This window comes from Thalassobacterium sedimentorum (assembly GCF_031127905.1).
GTDB classification, from domain to species: Bacteria; Verrucomicrobiota; Verrucomicrobiia; order Opitutales; family Coraliomargaritaceae; genus Thalassobacterium; species Thalassobacterium sedimentorum.
Genome location: NZ_JARXIC010000003.1, coordinates 14572 through 30882, shown reverse-complemented (window position 1 = coordinate 30882; position 16311 = coordinate 14572). Strand labels below are relative to the sequence as shown.

General features: G+C 50.6%; 15 protein-coding genes. 9 read left to right on the top strand and 6 right to left on the bottom strand.

Features of this window, described 5'->3' with window-relative positions; all coding sequences use genetic code 11:
- Positions 1-6 precede the first annotated feature (6 nt).
- Positions 7-1221 carry a DEAD/DEAH box helicase gene (locus QEH59_RS02345; RefSeq protein WP_308948005.1) on the top strand — a complete coding sequence of 405 codons (1215 nt, stop codon included), beginning with the start codon at positions 7-9 and terminating at the stop codon, positions 1219-1221.
- A 6-nt stretch (positions 1222-1227) separates the two neighbouring features.
- The gene (locus QEH59_RS02340) at positions 1228-1974 is read left to right on the top strand and encodes an RsmE family RNA methyltransferase (RefSeq protein WP_308983754.1); all 747 of its coding nucleotides are present in this window, start codon (positions 1228-1230) and stop codon (positions 1972-1974) included.
- Between the two features lie 31 nt (positions 1975-2005).
- On the opposite strand, the gene QEH59_RS02335 is transcribed toward QEH59_RS02340, so the two are convergent.
- The 3 genes from QEH59_RS02335 to QEH59_RS02325 all read right to left on the bottom strand — a co-directional run bounded on the left by QEH59_RS02335 (position 2006) and on the right by QEH59_RS02325 (position 4729).
- On the bottom strand, positions 2006-2875 hold the full coding sequence (locus QEH59_RS02335) for a TraB/GumN family protein (protein ID WP_308983753.1): 870 nt from the start codon (positions 2873-2875) through the stop codon (positions 2006-2008).
- A gap of 136 nt (positions 2876-3011) precedes the next feature.
- Complete coding sequence (locus tag QEH59_RS02330) at positions 3012-4232, bottom strand: hypothetical protein (protein WP_308983752.1); 1221 nt, start codon at positions 4230-4232, stop codon at positions 3012-3014.
- A gap of 215 nt (positions 4233-4447) precedes the next feature.
- Positions 4448-4729, bottom strand: coding sequence for a GNAT family N-acetyltransferase (locus tag QEH59_RS02325; RefSeq protein ID WP_308983751.1), 282 nt, complete (start codon positions 4727-4729; stop codon positions 4448-4450).
- A 184-nt stretch (positions 4730-4913) separates the two neighbouring features.
- Between QEH59_RS02325 and QEH59_RS02320 the strand changes: the two genes are divergently transcribed.
- Together QEH59_RS02320 and QEH59_RS02315 are read left to right on the top strand one after the other, a co-directional pair.
- Positions 4914-6038 (top strand): J domain-containing protein, encoded by a 1125-nt coding sequence (locus QEH59_RS02320; RefSeq protein ID WP_308983750.1) that lies wholly within the window; start codon positions 4914-4916, stop codon positions 6036-6038.
- Positions 6039-6133: 95 nt separating this feature from the next.
- Entirely contained in the window at positions 6134-7522 is a 1389-nt protein-coding gene (locus QEH59_RS02315; protein ID WP_308983749.1) for an MFS transporter, read from the top strand.
- 28 nt (positions 7523-7550) lie between these two features.
- On the opposite strand, the gene QEH59_RS02310 is transcribed toward QEH59_RS02315, so the two are convergent.
- Positions 7551-8102, bottom strand: a complete 552-nt coding sequence (locus QEH59_RS02310) for an isochorismatase family protein (protein WP_308983748.1) — start codon at positions 8100-8102, stop codon at positions 7551-7553.
- A 49-nt stretch (positions 8103-8151) separates the two neighbouring features.
- Positions 8152-8832, bottom strand: a complete 681-nt coding sequence (locus QEH59_RS02305; protein ID WP_308983747.1) for a metallophosphoesterase — start codon at positions 8830-8832, stop codon at positions 8152-8154.
- A 146-nt stretch (positions 8833-8978) separates the two neighbouring features.
- Between QEH59_RS02305 and QEH59_RS02300 the strand changes: the two genes are divergently transcribed.
- Genes QEH59_RS02300 through QEH59_RS02290 form a run of 3 tightly spaced genes read left to right on the top strand, consistent with a single transcriptional unit; the run spans position 8979 to position 11023 of the window.
- Complete coding sequence (locus tag QEH59_RS02300) at positions 8979-9476, top strand: hypothetical protein (RefSeq protein ID WP_308983746.1); 498 nt, start codon at positions 8979-8981, stop codon at positions 9474-9476.
- Between the two features lie 15 nt (positions 9477-9491).
- The gene (locus QEH59_RS02295; RefSeq protein ID WP_308983745.1) at positions 9492-9986 is read left to right on the top strand and encodes a hypothetical protein; all 495 of its coding nucleotides are present in this window, start codon (positions 9492-9494) and stop codon (positions 9984-9986) included.
- Between the two features lie 32 nt (positions 9987-10018).
- Positions 10019-11023 carry a murein hydrolase activator EnvC family protein gene (locus QEH59_RS02290; protein WP_308983744.1) on the top strand — a complete coding sequence of 335 codons (1005 nt, stop codon included), beginning with the start codon at positions 10019-10021 and terminating at the stop codon, positions 11021-11023.
- A 57-nt stretch (positions 11024-11080) separates the two neighbouring features.
- On the opposite strand, the gene topB is transcribed toward QEH59_RS02290, so the two are convergent.
- On the bottom strand, positions 11081-13624 hold the full coding sequence (gene topB, locus QEH59_RS02285) for a DNA topoisomerase III (protein ID WP_308983743.1): 2544 nt from the start codon (positions 13622-13624) through the stop codon (positions 11081-11083).
- A gap of 140 nt (positions 13625-13764) precedes the next feature.
- Here topB and lpxK point away from each other — a divergent pair, with 140 nt between their 5' ends.
- Positions 13765-15009 (top strand): tetraacyldisaccharide 4'-kinase, encoded by a 1245-nt coding sequence (gene lpxK, locus QEH59_RS02280; protein WP_308983742.1) that lies wholly within the window; start codon positions 13765-13767, stop codon positions 15007-15009.
- Positions 14982-16286, top strand: coding sequence for a nucleoside monophosphate kinase (locus tag QEH59_RS02275; RefSeq protein WP_308983741.1), 1305 nt, complete (start codon positions 14982-14984; stop codon positions 16284-16286). Before lpxK ends, QEH59_RS02275 begins: the two co-directional genes overlap by 28 nt.
- Positions 16287-16311: the final 25 nt, after the last annotated feature.

Here is a 16311-nt window from a genome sequence, read left to right as displayed (position 1 = left end):
ATAATTATGACGTTTCACGAACTTGGACTCGACGAGTCTATCCTTAAATCTATCGACGAATTCGGCTTTACAGAGCCGACACCTATTCAAGCGGGCGCGATCCCACACATTCTCGAAGGGCGCGATGTAATCGGCTCCGCGCAGACAGGCACAGGTAAAACGGCCGCCTATGCGCTGCCGATTCTGCATCGCCTCGGCGGGCACCGCGAAGGCGCCGCACCGCGTTGCTTGATTTTGGGCCCCACACGTGAGCTGGCGGCACAGGTGGAGGACCAGTTTGATTCGTATGGCAAATACTGTGCGCCTAAGTGCTGCCTGATCCACGGTGGTGTGGGCTATGGTAAGCAAATTGATGAGATCAAGGCGGGCGCCGATGTCGTGATCGCGACGCCCGGGCGTTTGCTGGACCACATTCAGCAAAAGAACTTTGACCTCAAGTCCATCGAAGTCTTGGTGCTGGATGAGGTTGATCGTATGCTCGATATGGGCTTTATCGACGATGTGCAGCGCATCATGAAGCTGTGCAATAAGAACCGGCAAACATTACTCTTTTCGGCAACTGTATCGGAGGATATTAAGCGCTTAGTCGCTAAGGGCTTAAAAGATCCCGTTGACGTGACCATTGGTATTAAGCTCACACCTGCAGAGACGGTGAAGCATGTCATTTATCCGGTGGGAGCCATGCAGAAATTTGACCTGCTGATCGCACTGATCGATCAAATGGAAATCGATAGCATGATCATTTTCTGTCGTATGAAGGTGGGCGCCGACCGCATCACACGCTGGTTGCAAGAGCGTGGCTTGAGTTGCGCGGCGATGCACTCGAATCTGCCGCAAAAGGCGCGCACTAAAGCACTGCAGCAGTTTAAGGACGGCAAGATTAAGATTTTGATTGCGACGGATATTGCGTCGCGCGGTCTGGATATCGCCAACGTCACCCACGTTATTAATTACGATGTGCCGGAGCATGCCGAAGATTATGTGCACCGCATCGGCCGCACCGGCCGTGCGCAGCGTGAAGGCGATGCAGCGACAATCGTTGCGCCTGATGAGCAAGCCAAGTTGGACGCAATCGAGAAGTTTATTGATATGCAGATTCCGCAGTTGAAGTTGGAAGGCTTTAACTACTTTCATGAGCCAATCATCCGCACTTCAACGGCTGAAAAGCCACGTCGCCGCAAGCGTAATTCAGGCAGCAGCCGTTTTGGTCGTCGTCGGTAGCCATTAATGAATCTCATCCTCTTTGATACTCCCTTCGAAACCAGGCGGCTGGAGGCAGGTGATCCTCGCGGGCAGCACATCTTTAAAGTCCTGCGTGCCCGTGTGGGCACTAAGGTCTTTATAGGCTTTATCAATGGTCTGCGTGCTCGAGCCGAGGTGACCTTGGTGGAGGCCGATGGTGCGATCAGTTTGCGTGTGATTGGCACGGAAGCCGCGCCGAAGCCCTTGCCGATTCGTCTCTTACTCGGTTTGCCGCGCCCGCATACCGCTAAGCGTATACTCTTTGAGGCCGCGAGTATGGGGGTGCAGGATTTGCACTTCTTTGAGGCCGAACGTGGTGAGCCTTCATACGCGCAAAGCAGTTTATGGACGAGCGATGAATGGAAAGAGCGCTTGCGCCTCGGCACGGAGCAATCTTTCGGCACGCATGTGCCTGAGGTTGGCATGCACACCGATTTGCAGTCCGCGATTTCTTTTTTACAAGGTGAGGGCGCGCACATCGCATTGGATAATTACGAAGCGGCTGGGCCTTTGCCGCAGCAATTATCCCCGGGCTTGCGTAGCGCCGTAATCGCCTTGGGTCCCGAGCGCGGTTGGTCGCCCAATGAGCGTGATACCTTTCGTAAGAACGGTTGGAAGTTAGCTCATTTAGGGGCACATGTGCTGCGCCTGGAGACGGCTTGCACTGTCGCGGTGGGTGCTATTTCCGCTTGCTTGGATTTTTACGATACGCAGACCTGCACAATTCTTTAAGTGCATCTGTTCAAATGCTTAAAGGTAGTATTTAGTCCGCATTTAGCTGCGTGACGGTATAACCCTTGGCTGTTAAGAGTTTAATCAGGCCATCGCTGCCGGCCATGTGGGCGAGGCCGACTAGAACTAATTCGGTGGGCTCGGTTTCTAACATGGCTTCAATTTGTGGTAACCAGCGGGCGTTGCGGTCCTTGAGCATGGTGTTATAGATTTCTGGATACTGTAGCATGTCATCGACAAAGAGTTGTTCAATTGTATCCATATTTCCTATGCGCCAAGCTTCGATCATTTGCTCGAAGAGTTCGTTGATGCGTTCTAAGTCCTTTAGACTGTAGAGCACCATTTCGCTTTCGATGCCCTCGCCCAGACTAGTGATGAGTTGGAGTTGGAACTCCGTCGTTTCAAGCGATGCGATCGGCTTCTGATCCACTTTGGCTTGCTGGGCGTAGTGTAGGTCGACACCCGCTTGTGACACGCCCGCTTGCATGAGTTTCTGCACTGTTAGCATCATGACGGCCATGCCCGGCTTCATGCTTTGGATCATTTCAATCGGCATATTAGCTTGGCGGCATTCTTCGGCTAGGGCGGTGTAGGCTTCATCGTTAAGCACGCTCTTTAGCGTGCGGCCGTCCTGATAGACGCCTGCTGTCATCAGACGCATGGCAAAGGCTGGATCGTTGAGATCCTCTGGGGGGACTTCAAATACCAGGCTGTCAGCGGCTTTGTAGGCGGAATCGTATTCGACTGGCAGTGGATAGTCGCTAGCTCTGAGTATGTGACACGTGCCGGCGATATAAACGCTGTGTGCGCCCTCGGACACCTGCCAAACAGAACTCTGAGCAGAGAGGTTGATGCCCATGATGGCGCAGTAGGCATAGGCGAGGTATTGTAGAGTCTTCATAGTTTGGAGTGAATAGAATTAAAGCAGGCCTGCGAGTGGTCTGCTAAATCAGTGTACTATGTCCACTGTGGACTTCAGAGCAAACCGGTTCTTATGTCAGAGTGAGCCGATTTCTTTTGAGATGAGGGGCTGTGTGTTAAGCGGCACCAGTCTGGCTCTTGAAATATTTTTCGTCGGCGAGACTTTCGATTAAGTGTGACGTGGTGGGGCTATCGTCGCCAAAGCTTTTGAGTTCATTTTCAGTCAGGGTATCGCGCTCGGTGAGCGACATGGAGTTGCGAATGATACGGACCAGGCTCGAGTAGCTCATTGTAGTGCATTGTCCCTCGAGATATTCAATGGCTCCTCGGCTCAGCATACGAGTCATTAGAAAGGGGTGGGCGGTTCTCAGTGTTGTGAAAATCGACTGTGCGATGAGACTTACGTCATCTTTGCGTTCTGCCATGGTTGGAATCTCGATGACTTCACCGAGTTTTCGGAAATTATTTAGAAGTGCCTTTACTTCGTCCTCTAGGTAGGCTTCGGAGTCTTCTACATGGCCTAGGATGAAACATGGCCTAGGCTCTTGAATGTCGGCGACACTTAAGTGGTCCAGGTATTGAGTCAGACGTGCAATTGTGAGTGCACCTAATTCGTAGGAGAGTCCTAAATAGCAATAAGCGGTTTGATCTTGTGAGCAAAGTTTGCGTTTTATTTCGTCGACTTCGACCCGCATGGGGTCGGCGATATAAAGTGGGCTTTGATCACCGTTGGTGCGGAAGTTGAGTTCGTGTGCGGTGAGTTCAAAGTCGGCACCGTCCTCGCCTGTTAAGAAAATAAATTTTGGCTCTTTGACTAATTCGGTGATTCTGACAAGCAGTTGCTGCATGGCATCGCTCTTGGCGGTTAGGTAGCGTGAGAGTGTAATCGGTGGGGTGGCTCGTTGATTGTCACTGGAGGTAGCGGCTGCGGTCTTTTTCTGTGCAAGCTTTTTGCGAGCGCGCTTCTTCTTGATCGTGAGTACATCGACTTCGTGCAATACCTGTTTTAAGCGCACGCTGGATTTATGTAAATCGTCTGATAATACAAAGTAGTGCTTGGCTGTTTTGGGGCAATTGGAATTTTTTGAGCCTTCGGTGAGTTGTTCGAAAGCAATCAAATTTGTTTTTTTGCTTCCAAATCGCAGTGCATCGAAAGCCATTAACACTGGTTCTAATTGTAGGTCGTAGAAAACCTTATCAGTTTTTTTTAGTTTTGGGAGTATGAGGATCAGTGCTTCCAAGTCATCGTAAAAATGGAAGGGTTGTTGCCCGCCTGCCAGCAATTGCGTGAGTTGCTCCAGAATGTCTGGGGTCTTCGTTAAAATGTGGATACTCATCTTAGGTGTAGAATGGAGTTTTCTTTTAAAATGAGTACGTACTAACGATGCAATACGGATCGTGTTTATGTGCCTGCGATTCTGATAGTAATACAGGCACCGAAGACTCAGGTGAGCTTTGCTCAAAGGCGCGTCTTTACTTATAGTGTAGACAACTGGCGGGATTATTTTGGCTGCTTGTTGATCTGTATGGCTTGGCAGCGTTTTACAGAAAATTATGAAATGATTTGACCGCTTTGAGGATGATTACGCCTGATATATGCTTCAATATAGCTGCATTGAGGGACTACTTTTAGCCTGGATTGTCGTGCGAATTCGAGTGCTGCTGCGGCTAATTTTTCAGCTAATTTTTGCCCGCGTAGTTCTGTGGGGACAAAAGTATGATGTATCGTCATGTTACCGTTTGTTATCTGATATTCGAGTTTGGCGACCAATGTGCCAATACGAATTTCAAAACGCGACTTGTTCGCTAGGTGAGTCACTTGATAAGTTTCCATAATGAAGATTAAGATGTGACTAATACTGGTTCTGGTCGAGTCTGCAATGGACTCTTTTTACTTCTTTGTAGAAAATTTGATTTAAGCGAATTCGTAGTCGCGGAAGTTCGTTAGTATTCTGAGTCTTGGATGTCTGCTTGTATCGATAACAGTTGGAAACCATTTTTAAATTGAAGCAGGGCGTATGGCTTGCACGCTGCGTGCGATGGTATTAGGTCCGAGCTCTCATTCGTATAGGTTGCATTCACCGAGTTCCTCGGAGCAGGAAACAGGTGCCGAGTTGTTGGTGGTGGATCAAGCTCCGTATGTGAGGCAGGCATTGTCGGCCTGTAAGCGTTTACGCAAAGAATTGACTAAGAAGCAGGCCTTGCTCTCCAGTTTTGAAGATGATCGTCGCGCATTTCAACTTTGGTTACACGGTACGCATGGTGCCACTATAACTCAGGTGCGTGAACTACATGAGGAGGTGAATGCTTATCAGTTTATACTGCATCACTTATCGCGTTGCGCATATGAATCTATGGAGGCCGTGCCAGCTTTATATCAGCAATTGTTTCGACTTAAGAAAGCTGGTATGCTTCATAGCTATGTGCCTCCTCATGTTACAGCTAAGGCCAATGACGCGGATGACACAGCTGGTGAGCCTCGAATCGATGAGGATACGAAACAAGATTTTTACGATCGATTTTATAGTGAGCGCCGGTCGAAGGATGGTGTGGCAGAGAAGCACCAGGCGGAAAGTTCGCGCAAGGCTCAGCATGATGCTCGGCTGAAATCATGTTATCGACAGCTAGCTAAGCGGCTTCATCCAGATCATTCAAAGTTGGAAGAAGTGGTGCGTGAGCAGCGGTGGCACGAGATGCAGACAGCGTATCATAATGATGATTTAGATGGCTTACTGCGGATCGAAGCCATTTGTGATATGGATAAGCGGGGCCTGAGTGAAAAACTCGGCTTAGCTCGCTTGCGTGATCTTGCTGCCTATCATAAGGCGCATTTGTTGCCGATTCGTGATGCGTTGAGAGCTGCCAAGCAGGACATTGCCTACGGCTTTGTGACTAAAGGTCTAACGGAGGGAATTGAGTATGCGATTGCGGGGAATTTGAAATTTGAAATGATCGATTTAAAGTCGACTATATCCGATCTTGAGCGAGCGGCTAAGAGTATTCGAAAGGAGGCGCTGGCGCAGCTTCGCTCCGCTGAAATTGAGGCAGATCGTGCGAGGCGCGCACAGGAGCGTGTGCAACGCTTGAAGGCCAGCTCACAGTCGGATGAGTCACTTAAGTCCAGGCAAATGACCTTCTTTTAGTGATGCACAGGGCGAGCGTCTCGCAGAGTTATTGGACAGTATCTGCTTGCTGACTTGCAGGTGGGGTGAGTGAATTGGTATGGCTGTCTTTAGCTATGAGCGATTTTTCTAAAACCACCACCAAATTCTGGCACCCTGATTTTCCCTTGCGGCCAAAGCGGTGGCCGTTCTTTTACGGGTGGGTTATCGTTGTATTTGCGACGCTGGGCATTTCGGTGAGCATGCCAGGACAGACGATTGGGGTGAGTGTGTTTACTGCCCGCCTGGCGGATGCTCTGCATTTGAGTACCATGCAGTTGAGTGTGACGTATATGCTGGGCACTTTATTGAGTGCAGCGTGGTTACCAGCCGGGGGACGTTTCTTCGATCGATGTGGCGCGCGACGCTCTTTGGTGTATTCTGTCGCCGCCTTGGGCTTTGTATTGTTAGGCCTAAGTTTTGTTGAGTTTTTCTCGAGTTGGCTGAGTCGTCTGCCACTATTGGGGCTTCGACCGTGGTTGGCTCCCTGCGTGGTGTTGGTGGTTGGCTTTGCCTTGTTGCGATTTACCGGACAGGGCATGGTGACGCTCAGTTCACGTGCGATGCTTGGGAAGTGGTTTAATCGTAGGCGAGGGGCTGTGACTGCTTGGAGTGGGGCAGTGGTATCTTTTATGTTTTCCGGGGCTCCCATGGGGTTTGAGTATTTGATTCGCGCATTTGGTTGGCAGGGCGCTTGGCAGGTGATGGGGCTGGGATTGTTGGGAGTGCTGTCTATTTTATTTTGGATCTTTGCGCGTGATAATCCTGAGGAGTGTGGTCTGCAAATGGATGGAAATTTTGTGGGGAAGGTGCAGAGAGAGAATTTAGACTCGTTAATATATCGTGATTATACCTTATCGGAAGCACGGGGGACTTTTTCTTTTTGGGTGTTTACACTGATGTTTGGGCTAAACAGCCTGGTAATCACAGCTTACGCCTTTCATATCATAGCGATTGGAGCTGAGCTGGGCGTATCGACCAACTATATATTAGGTCTCTTCATGCCTTCGGCGGTGGTCGGTGTGATTTCAGGTTTTGCAATCGCGTGGTTGACCGATCAAGCTTTTGTGCGAATCAAGTATCTGCTGTGTGTGATGGCGATTTCTGCGATGCTTGGTTATATCGCATTGGCGATGGGGGCGTATCCGTCCATTAGCTGGCTCCATATTTTAGGGCTGGGTGTGGCTGGCGGTTGTTTTGGTGGTCTGTCTTCGATCGTGTATCCGCGTTTTTTTGGGCGTGCTCACTTGGGAGCTATTTCCGGTCTGTTTATGACGGTGATCGTGGTGGCCAGTGCGGTGGGGCCGTTTTTGTTTAGTTTGGCAGAGCTATTTCTAGGTGCCTATCGGGCAGGGTTTGGCTTTGCCGCAATCGTGTCCGGGGTGATTGCAGTTGCTGCACTGCGGGCGGATAATCCACAGCGACGTGAGGCGGTATCGCATGTAAATGGGACGAGTGGTTCATAGCAGCTGCGAATGTAACGCAGTTCCCGTGTTAGCCAGCCTTGACCAATTGGGTGTAGGCGCGGAATTTTGGATGTCCGGCACTGCCCATTAGGCTGTAGAAGATCGTTTCGCTGGGGAGCACGTGGGCGTCCATTGCTAGTAATTGCTCCAGCACGGGTTTTCGGTCCTGTGGGCGGCGTTCGCTAATGCAATCGCTAAGCAGTGTGACGCCAATGTCTTCCCCGAGGGCTTGGATGGCTGTTTGGTACACGCAGATCGGGGTTTCGATGCCAGCGATGAGTAGATGCTCGATTTGATTGGTTTCAATCCAGCGCTGGAGGCCTTCGGCTTCTAATGCTGAAAATGCACTCTTTTCAAAAACTGGTGTATTGATCTCCCAAGTGCTGCTAAGGGTTTCGGTGGTGGGGCCTAATTTGCCGGGGAGTTGTTCTGTGACTGCAATGGATAGGCCCAGTAATTCAGCAGCTTTGAGTGCGAAATGGGTGCGTTGCAGTAGCTGTTCGCGATCGGGGATCGTGTTGAGGAAGATATCCTGATAATCGATGAGCAGGAGGCCTAGATGGTTAATGGGATCGGACATAGGAGAATTTATGATTATAGAGATTACCTGAATAAATGAATGTGTTTTATTAGATTGGATCCGGGAGGCGTTTGCTGTGAGCGTAGGCTTGGCGGGCGCGAACTTGTACTAGAGATTGATCTTCTATGATATAAGCTGTCAGGTGACCGCCATAAACGCAGCCGGTGTCGATACCGATGGAGCCCGGGCGTTCCAGTACATTGGGCCGTGGGGTATGTCCGTAAACAACAAAGGGGGAGCCTCGCCAACTATCTGCCCATGGCGGGGCGTCCGGCGCATCAGAGCGTTTGGCTGCATTGCCCTTTTTGTCAATGACTTGGATAGAAGTAATGGTTTCGATTGCCTGCTTCTGCCATGGGATGTTTGGGAGAAAGCCTCCGTGCACGAAGACCGTTTCAATGCGTGCGCTGTAGAGCACGCTAGGCATGGCTTCGAGGTAGAGCCAGTCTTCTTCCGTGAGTTGGCAAATGGTTTCGCGGTCGTAATCTTTCAGTAAACTGGATTTCTCTTGGTTTCTGGCGGTCAATAGGCGTAGCTCATGGTTGCCAAGTATGGCTTCCACCTCGTATTTACGGGCAAGTTCAATTGCGCGATGGCTGTCTGGGCCACGGTTGACTAGGTCGCCAACCTGAATGATTCGATCATCTGGTTTCAGCTCGAGAGCTTGGAGGAGTTCTTCGAATTCATCGGCACAGCCGTGCACGTCTCCGATGGCGATAGTTCTTGGCATAGTGAGTTCCTAGGTTTAGCCGCTGTGGCTGGCCTGCAAGGATAATCGAAAGGAATCCGCCGGTGTAGGGCGAAATTTGTTTATAGGGTTTTAGTTGCAAGATGTCCGGAGGAACGCAGTCTGTCGGGCTTATCTTTTCTGTAGTTATGGAATGGCAATTTAAAACAATCGCTCGCAAGTCGACTCTAAGTGGAGAGCCCTTTATCCCCGGGGATCGAGTGCTGTGTTTGATTTATAAAGATGATGCGGCAGGAGAACTTGGGCGTGCTGATTTACGGCCTGATGAGAGCGAAGTTTTTGAGTTGCCGGGGGCGGTGCTGGGGCGTTGGTCCCGGGTGGTCAAAGATCCGGATGATGATAGTGTCAGTGCGCGCGAGACGATGGCCTCGGCAGAAGATTTCTTTTTTTCACTCTATGATAATGAGCCAGCACAGGCACAGGAGGAGGCGGATGTCTTGAAACATTTGCTCTCGCTTATGCTAGAACGAAAGCGTGTGCTGCGCGCAATTGGGGATCGTCAAACTTCGGGCGAGCAAACTTATTTACACGTCAAAACGAAGCGTGAATTTAAAGTACCCATCGTAGATGTTTCGATGGAACTGATGCTGAAAATTCAAGACACCATTGGTGATATTATCCTTTAACAATACATATATATTATGCGTCCTATTACTTTCTTCTATTTATTTTTGCTGAGTAGCCTCGGTTTATTTGTTGGATGTGACAAAGAAACTGAGCTCGAAAATCTAAGTGTGCCGCGTCTGATGGTGGAAACGCGCGGCGTCAATTACGGAGCGATGGGAGGCGATACGCTGACTTTGCCGGTGAGTGGCACGGTGATTAGTATTCAAGCGAATCCAGTGGTGACAGAGTTTGATATTCTCAATGTGGAGATGGTTAAGGTGGAGATGGGCATGGCCTTATTGCTGCAGGTCAGTGGGCAAGGTGCGCGCGATTTATATCGTGCTTCTGTAGCCAATATGGGCTCGCGCATTGTACTCACCGTGAATGGAAATGCGGTTGGGGCACGGCGCATCGATGGCGCGATTGGGGATGGTAATTTTTATACCTTCGTAGAGGTGGACGATGAGGAGTTGGGGCAGCTGGTGCTGGACATGAAGGCCACTCTGGCAGAAATTCAGTCGAAGAAATAGGAATACTTTAGCGCTTTTGAGTGCTTCATGCTATGAAGATACAACAGTTTTTTCTGCTGCTAGCTTTGCTTGTGCCGCTTTTTGCCAATGCAAATTTGATCTGGCCGACCCCCAATCCAGCCTTTCAGAATGGAGAGTCTATCGAGAGCTTCATTCAGCCCACTGTATCGGGGGTGGCGGAGTCGGGATTGTTCGGTTGTGTGCGCAATAGTGGTAGTCGTTTTCACGAGGGACTTGATTTGTTTCCAGTGGAGCGTGATCGGCGTGGTGAAGCGCTCGATCCAGTTTATGCCGTGTTGCCTGGTAAGGTGGTGCACACTAGCCGTGTCGCGGGGCATAGCAGTTATGGGCGCTACGTGGTGGTCGAGCATGATCGGGAAGTACCTAGCTATCATACACTTTATGCGCATCTGGCAAGTGTGTCGGATGGCATTGTTCCGGGAGCACGGGTCGAGGCGGGAACAGTTTTGGGGATTATGGGACGTTCGGCGACTTACACGATTCCGCGTAGTCGTGCACATGTGCATTTTGAAATTGGCTTTCGATTAACCCGCGATTTTCAGGCATGGTATGATCGTCAGAAATTTGGCAGTAAGAATCAGCATGGTAGCTGGAATGGTATGAACCTGGTGAGTATCGATCCGCTTGCGTTTTATCGGTCGATCCGTCATGGGGAGGTCAAGAACCTATATGAGCATTTGCACCGTTTACCTGCCTTTGCCCGGATTCGGGTATATAGTGACAAGGTTCCTGGTTTTGTGGAGGACTATCCTTCGTTGGTTACGAAGCCCTTTGTTGGTCGGGCGGTGGTGGCTTGGGATATTGCATTCACTCAATATGGGGTGCCCAAGGAGTGGACCCCTCGGTTTGCGGAGGATCAATTGAAAGGTCAGGCGGGGGATGTGAAGGTGATCGCTTACAATCCGACCTTACTCGAGGCTCAGAGTTGCCGTCGTGTGTTGGACCTTGCCGGGCCGACGCCGACAATTGCTTCCGGCACGATCATTACGATTAAAAAGCTCTTTGGATTTAAGTAGTGTGATGTGCCCGCTTACATCTACGAGGCGGGCACATCCAGTGATTGTAGTGTTCCGCTAGTTGGCCGCTTTTTTTGCCGCTTTTTTCGCTGCGCGGGGAGCAAACTCAAAACCAATTTTGCCGCTGTCAAAATCAAGCGTTAGGTGCGCTTTAAAGGGGCGTTTGGTACGCTTGGATATAAAGCCGTCGAGTAATGGCGTCTTGCCCTCTGTAAAGAGTTTTTCCACGTCTGCAGGCTGCAGCTCCTTCTGTAAGATGACTTTTCCGAGGCGGAATCCATCTGGGGAGTCTTTGGTCTTCAGCTCTGGTAGATGGTAGGCTTTATCCGTCGCGTAGAGTTTGGCTTCGGTGCCATTCTTCATTATGAAGGTCTGGATGATTTGGTCATCTTTGAGTTCTTCAGCTGAAAGGGCCTCTTCGTCTTCGAAGACAAATTCAGTTTTCCATTTTCCCAGTTTTCCGGTTTTAGACACGGTTTGCGCAAGTTTCAGGGCGGCGCTAAAGGGTTTGTTAAAGCGGGATACAAAGCCGTCAATTTCTGGCAAGGCTTTGGTGGTGAAGAGTTCTTTGGCTTCGTCTTCGCTTAATCGGCGTCCTGCGATGTGTTTAGAGATACGAAAGTCGCATTCTTGCTCACGACACTCGTAGGTGGCGTCAGTTTGCTTGAGTCGTGGAGCGCCGCAGGCGGGGCATGGGCATTCTAGATCGGGGAAGACACGGTTGACCAGTGTCTCCATATGCGAGCGTGCCTTTTCGACCACATCGGCGGTGAAGGTGTTGATCTCTTGCATGAAGGCGTCGCGCTTAATTTCGCCCTTCTCCATCTTGTTGAGTTTGGCTTCCCAGTCGCCCGTCATGGAAGGCGAGCTGAGGGCTTTAATATCCATTTCCTCGCAGAGTTCGATCAGGCGCAGACCTTTGCCGGAGACGTTTAAGTCGCGACCTTCGCGGGCGATATATTTCTGGCGTAGGAGCCCCTCGATGGTGGCCGCACGTGTCGCGGGAGTGCCGAGGCCACGTTCGGCCATGGCCTCGCGTAGTTCGTCGTCGTCGATAAGTTTTCCGGCCCCTTCCATTGCTGCCAGCAGGGTGGATTCAGTGTAGCGGGCAGGTGGGTTGGTGGCTTTGTCTTCGACTTCGATGGAGTCGGTTTGAGCGCTTTCGCCATCGTTGACCGCGACCAATTCGTCTTTAGTGGTGGCGACTCCGGCGACGCGACCGTAAACTGCGAGCCAACCTGGCTTGGTCAATGTTTTGCCATTGGTCAAAAAGGTATCTTTATCGGTGCCATGGTCGATGGTAGTTAGGCGTTTGGTGACTTCGAATTCGGCATGTGGGAAGAAGACCGCGATGAAGCGCTTGACGACCATGTCATAGAGTTTGGACTCTTGTTCGTTGAGTTTGACGACACGACCGGTCGGGATGATTGCAAAGTGATCGGATACCTTGGCGTTGTTAAAAATACGCTTATTGAAGTTGACTCGATCTTCTTCGATGGCATTCGCGGCCCATTCTGCGACCGAATGATTGGAGCTGGCGAGTTCACGCATCGTCTCGTGGACTTTACTGATATAATCTTCCGGCAGGTAGCGTGAGTCGGTTCGTGGATAAGTGAGCATCTTGTGGCGCTCGTAGAGTGCTTGAGCGAGCCCCAGGGTGTTTTTTGCAGTAAAGGGGGCTTCGCGTTGCAGCGTGGTGAGATCGTAGAGTTGTGGTGCGATCTGTTTAGTGGGCTTTTTTTCTTCGGTGACGATACCTGGCTTGCCGACGCAGCGTTCGCGGATGGTGCTGGCAGTTTCTTTGTCCCAGATACGTTCGGCGCGGCCGTGGGGCTGTTCCGGATTTTTTTTCCAGTTCAGATCCACCCACTTGCCCGGGTAGTTGCCATTTGCGACTGCGAAGTCCGCGTGGACCTCCCAATAATCTTCTGGGATAAAGGCTTGAATTTCGCGTTCACGCTTGGCCAGGATGGCGAGGGTCGGGGTCTGCACGCGTCCGGCGGCGGTGATGTTGAAGCCCCCGTGGCGGGAACGGAAGCAGGTCAGGGCACGGGTTGAATTTAGCCCCACCAGCCAATCTGACTCAGAGCGGCATTTGGCGGCGTCAGCCAGGTTGGACATTTGTTCGCCATCGCGGAGTTGTGCCCAAGCTTCTTGGATCGCTCCTGTGGTCATCGACTGCATCCAGAGGCGCTTGACTGGCTTCTTAATATTGCCGATGTCCATTATGTATTGGAAGATGAGTTCACCTTCGCGGCCGGCGTCACATGCGTTGACGATGACGTCGAACTCTTTTTTCTTGGCTAGGCTCAGCACATGCTTCAGGCGGCCAGCGCTTTGTTCGATGGGTTGCAGTTCAAATTTTGCAGGGATGGCTGGGAGGACGTCGAACTTCCACGGTAGGTTTTTGCCATTGGGCCCGGTTGGCATTTTGAGCTCGACCAGGTGCCCCACCGCAGAAGTGATGGCAGCTTGATCGCTTTCGAAATAAGTTGCATCACGCGATTTGCCCTTCTTGGTAAATTTACCAAGTTCTTTGCTGAGGGCTTTAGATAGGTCGGTGGCGACTGAAGGTTTCTCGGCGATGATTAAATATTTCATAAACTATAGATGCGTTGAAGCCTCCGCAGATCACGGAGGCTTGCTGTTTTTTCGAGAGAAAGCGGCGATTAAATCTGGCGTCAACCTTCTTTCTGGTTTTTGAGATTCGCCTTTTCACTAACAATCGACTTTTTTGCCCTATGCCTTCACTCCGTAGAATCCGTTATAAGCTCGCTCGAGCAGCGGATGATTTTGCCCAGTTTACAGCCGATGTGATCTATGATCGCCGGCATGGACGGGGGGCTGAGGTCATGGCGACCTTCCTCCACTGCCTCTCCTATTTGTTTAGTGGCATGGTGCAATTGCGCTGGTATCTCTACGAGCATCGCATTTTACGGAATAAACCGCTTGGCTGCATGGTCGTGGTCGTGGGGAACCTTACTGTGGGTGGTACTGGCAAAACGCCGGTTGTCGAAAAAATTGCGCGTACCTTAACTGAGCGAGGTCGTAAAGTGGCCATCCTTAGTCGTGGTTATAAGAGTAAGAAGGAACCGTTGCCCAAAAAACTATGGCGTAAGTTGTCGCATGGGGAAGAAGCACCGCCTAAAATCGTGAGTGACGGAGAAACGGTATTGCTAGATTCCGAGGTGGCGGGAGATGAGCCGTATATGCTAGCCAAGAATTTGCCGGGCGTGGTAGTGCTCTGTGATAAGAATCGAGTCAAGGCGGGCTCGTTTGCGATTCGTCGTTTCGGATGTGATACACTTATTTTGGATGATGGTTTTCAATATTTGCCCTTAAAAGGCCGACTTAATCTCCTGCTGGTGGATAAAACTAATCCGTTTGGTAACCAGCACTTGCTGCCGCGGGGTATCTTGCGTGAGCCGATTAAGCACTTGTCGCGCGCCAGTTATATTTTTTTGACCAAATCGGATGGCACGCGCGATGAGGCTCTACTGGAGCTGATTCGTGAACATAATCCGAAGGCTGAAATTATTGAGTGCGCACATAAACCGCAATATTTGCAGGCGGTGGATGGGGGGGCGCGTCTGCCGTTGGAGACCTTGCAGGGGGCGAAGATTGGAGCCTTTAGTGGTATTGCCTCGCCGGAGAGCTTTGAAAGTATGCTGCGGGCCTTTGGTGCTGAGATTCGATACAATCAACGCTTTTTGGATCATCATCGTTTCACACGCTATGAAATTGAGCGCTTATATCGTAAAGCCGGTCAGGCAGATTTGGACATGATTGTGACTACTGAGAAGGATGCAGTTCGCCTGTTTGATGACATTAGGCCACCGGTGCCTGTGTATTATTTACGTCTTGAAATTGATATTCTTTCCGGAGAGGAGGATTTTGAGGGGGCGACCGAGCGCATTTGCCGTCCACGCACGCAAGAGCCTTCCATTACACGTGCTCCATGGCCAGAATCACCGAATGGGGCTTGATCTCCTCTAGAGATTTCGACACTCCTAAAGTTTTTCCACTACTTCTGACTAATATTCATATGGCTTCCGATATGGCCCACGCCGAAAGCAAATCCACTGAAAGCAAAGTTCAAGACCTTGAGGTCAAAGACGCGCAGATTATTTTTAATTCCGTTTGGGCAAGTCTTGAGGACGAGCTGGGTGAGGAGAACCTGTGTTTCCCAAAGGAGATATTCTGGCTCAATGGTGCGCCAGGTGCTGGTAAGGGGACCAATACAGATTTCATCATGCAGTACCGCGATTTGACGGCACCGCCCTTGGTAGTGAGTAGCTTATTGAAAAGTCCTGAAGCGCAAAAGATGAAGGATGCGGGGATGCTGGTTGGGGACCGCGATGTGATTGAAATCATGCTGCGTAAGTTGCTTGATCCGGTATATAAGACTGGCGCGGTGGTGGATGGTTTTCCACGCACCAAGGTGCAGGTCGAGTGCGTGAAGTTGCTGTATCAGAAGCTGATTGATCTGCGCAATAAATTTAAGGAGACCTTGTATTCCGAGCAGTTTAAGAAGCCGCATTTTCACATCGTGGTCTTGTTCATTGATGAGAAAGAGAGTGTGAAGCGCCAGCTCAACCGTGGTATGGAGGCGCAGGCGCATAACGAAGAGGTGATTGAATCTGGCGTCGGCGAGCTGGAAGAGCTGCGACCAACTGATCTCGATCCGGAGGCTGCACTGAATCGATATCGTACGTTTAAAGAGAAAACTTATGGTGCTTTGAAGGATCTGCGTGAGATTTTCTTCTATCACTTTATCAATGCACATGGATCACTGGAAGTGGTGCGTCAGCGCATCGATGACGAGCTGCGCTATCAGGGCTCGCTGGAATTGGATGAGGCCACCTACGACCGCATTTCGAATATTCCGGTCGCGATGTCGATTTCCAAGCATGCCCGGCAGGACTTGGTGGATCGTTTGGATGCGTATGTGGAGCGGCAGGAGGCACTGTTCAATCAAGTCGTCGAGCTGATTAAACGGGATTTTATTCCGATCATTGAACGTCATGCGATTTCAGGCACTGCAGTCGTGAATACTGAGGATCAGGTGCTGCATGATCCCGATGCGCTGGCTATGCTGATAGATATTTTCTCGGAGCGAGGTTATCACGCGATTGTCGATGTTCATCGCGAAGAGGTGCCTGATTCGATCGACCCCAAGACTTTTAAAATCAAGACGCGTATTAAATTAATTTATCGTGTGCGGGTGCAATTTAAGGGATCTGAAATTCGCCGCGGCCGCTAAATGTGCGGCTACGTGGTTATTGGCA

Excerpts from the sequence above, each read along its gene's own strand:
- QEH59_RS02345 (WP_308948005.1), top strand. The coding sequence starts at position 7 with ATGACGTTTCACGAACTTGGACTCGACGAGTCTATCCTTAAATCTATC.
- QEH59_RS02340 (WP_308983754.1), top strand. The coding sequence starts at position 1,228 with ATGAATCTCATCCTCTTTGATACTCCCTTCGAAACCAGGCGGCTGGAG.
- QEH59_RS02335 (WP_308983753.1), bottom strand. The coding sequence starts at position 2,875 with ATGAAGACTCTACAATACCTCGCCTATGCCTACTGCGCCATCATGGGC.
- QEH59_RS02330 (WP_308983752.1), bottom strand. The coding sequence starts at position 4,232 with ATGAGTATCCACATTTTAACGAAGACCCCAGACATTCTGGAGCAACTC.
- QEH59_RS02325 (WP_308983751.1), bottom strand. The coding sequence starts at position 4,729 with ATGGAAACTTATCAAGTGACTCACCTAGCGAACAAGTCGCGTTTTGAA.
- QEH59_RS02320 (WP_308983750.1), top strand. The coding sequence starts at position 4,914 with ATGGCTTGCACGCTGCGTGCGATGGTATTAGGTCCGAGCTCTCATTCG.
- QEH59_RS02315 (WP_308983749.1), top strand. The coding sequence starts at position 6,134 with ATGAGCGATTTTTCTAAAACCACCACCAAATTCTGGCACCCTGATTTT.
- QEH59_RS02310 (WP_308983748.1), bottom strand. The coding sequence starts at position 8,102 with ATGTCCGATCCCATTAACCATCTAGGCCTCCTGCTCATCGATTATCAG.
- QEH59_RS02305 (WP_308983747.1), bottom strand. The coding sequence starts at position 8,832 with ATGCCAAGAACTATCGCCATCGGAGACGTGCACGGCTGTGCCGATGAA.
- QEH59_RS02300 (WP_308983746.1), top strand. The coding sequence starts at position 8,979 with ATGGAATGGCAATTTAAAACAATCGCTCGCAAGTCGACTCTAAGTGGA.
- QEH59_RS02295 (WP_308983745.1), top strand. The coding sequence starts at position 9,492 with ATGCGTCCTATTACTTTCTTCTATTTATTTTTGCTGAGTAGCCTCGGT.
- QEH59_RS02290 (WP_308983744.1), top strand. The coding sequence starts at position 10,019 with ATGAAGATACAACAGTTTTTTCTGCTGCTAGCTTTGCTTGTGCCGCTT.
- topB (WP_308983743.1), bottom strand. The coding sequence starts at position 13,624 with ATGAAATATTTAATCATCGCCGAGAAACCTTCAGTCGCCACCGACCTA.
- lpxK (WP_308983742.1), top strand. The coding sequence starts at position 13,765 with ATGCCTTCACTCCGTAGAATCCGTTATAAGCTCGCTCGAGCAGCGGAT.
- QEH59_RS02275 (WP_308983741.1), top strand. The coding sequence starts at position 14,982 with ATGGCCAGAATCACCGAATGGGGCTTGATCTCCTCTAGAGATTTCGAC.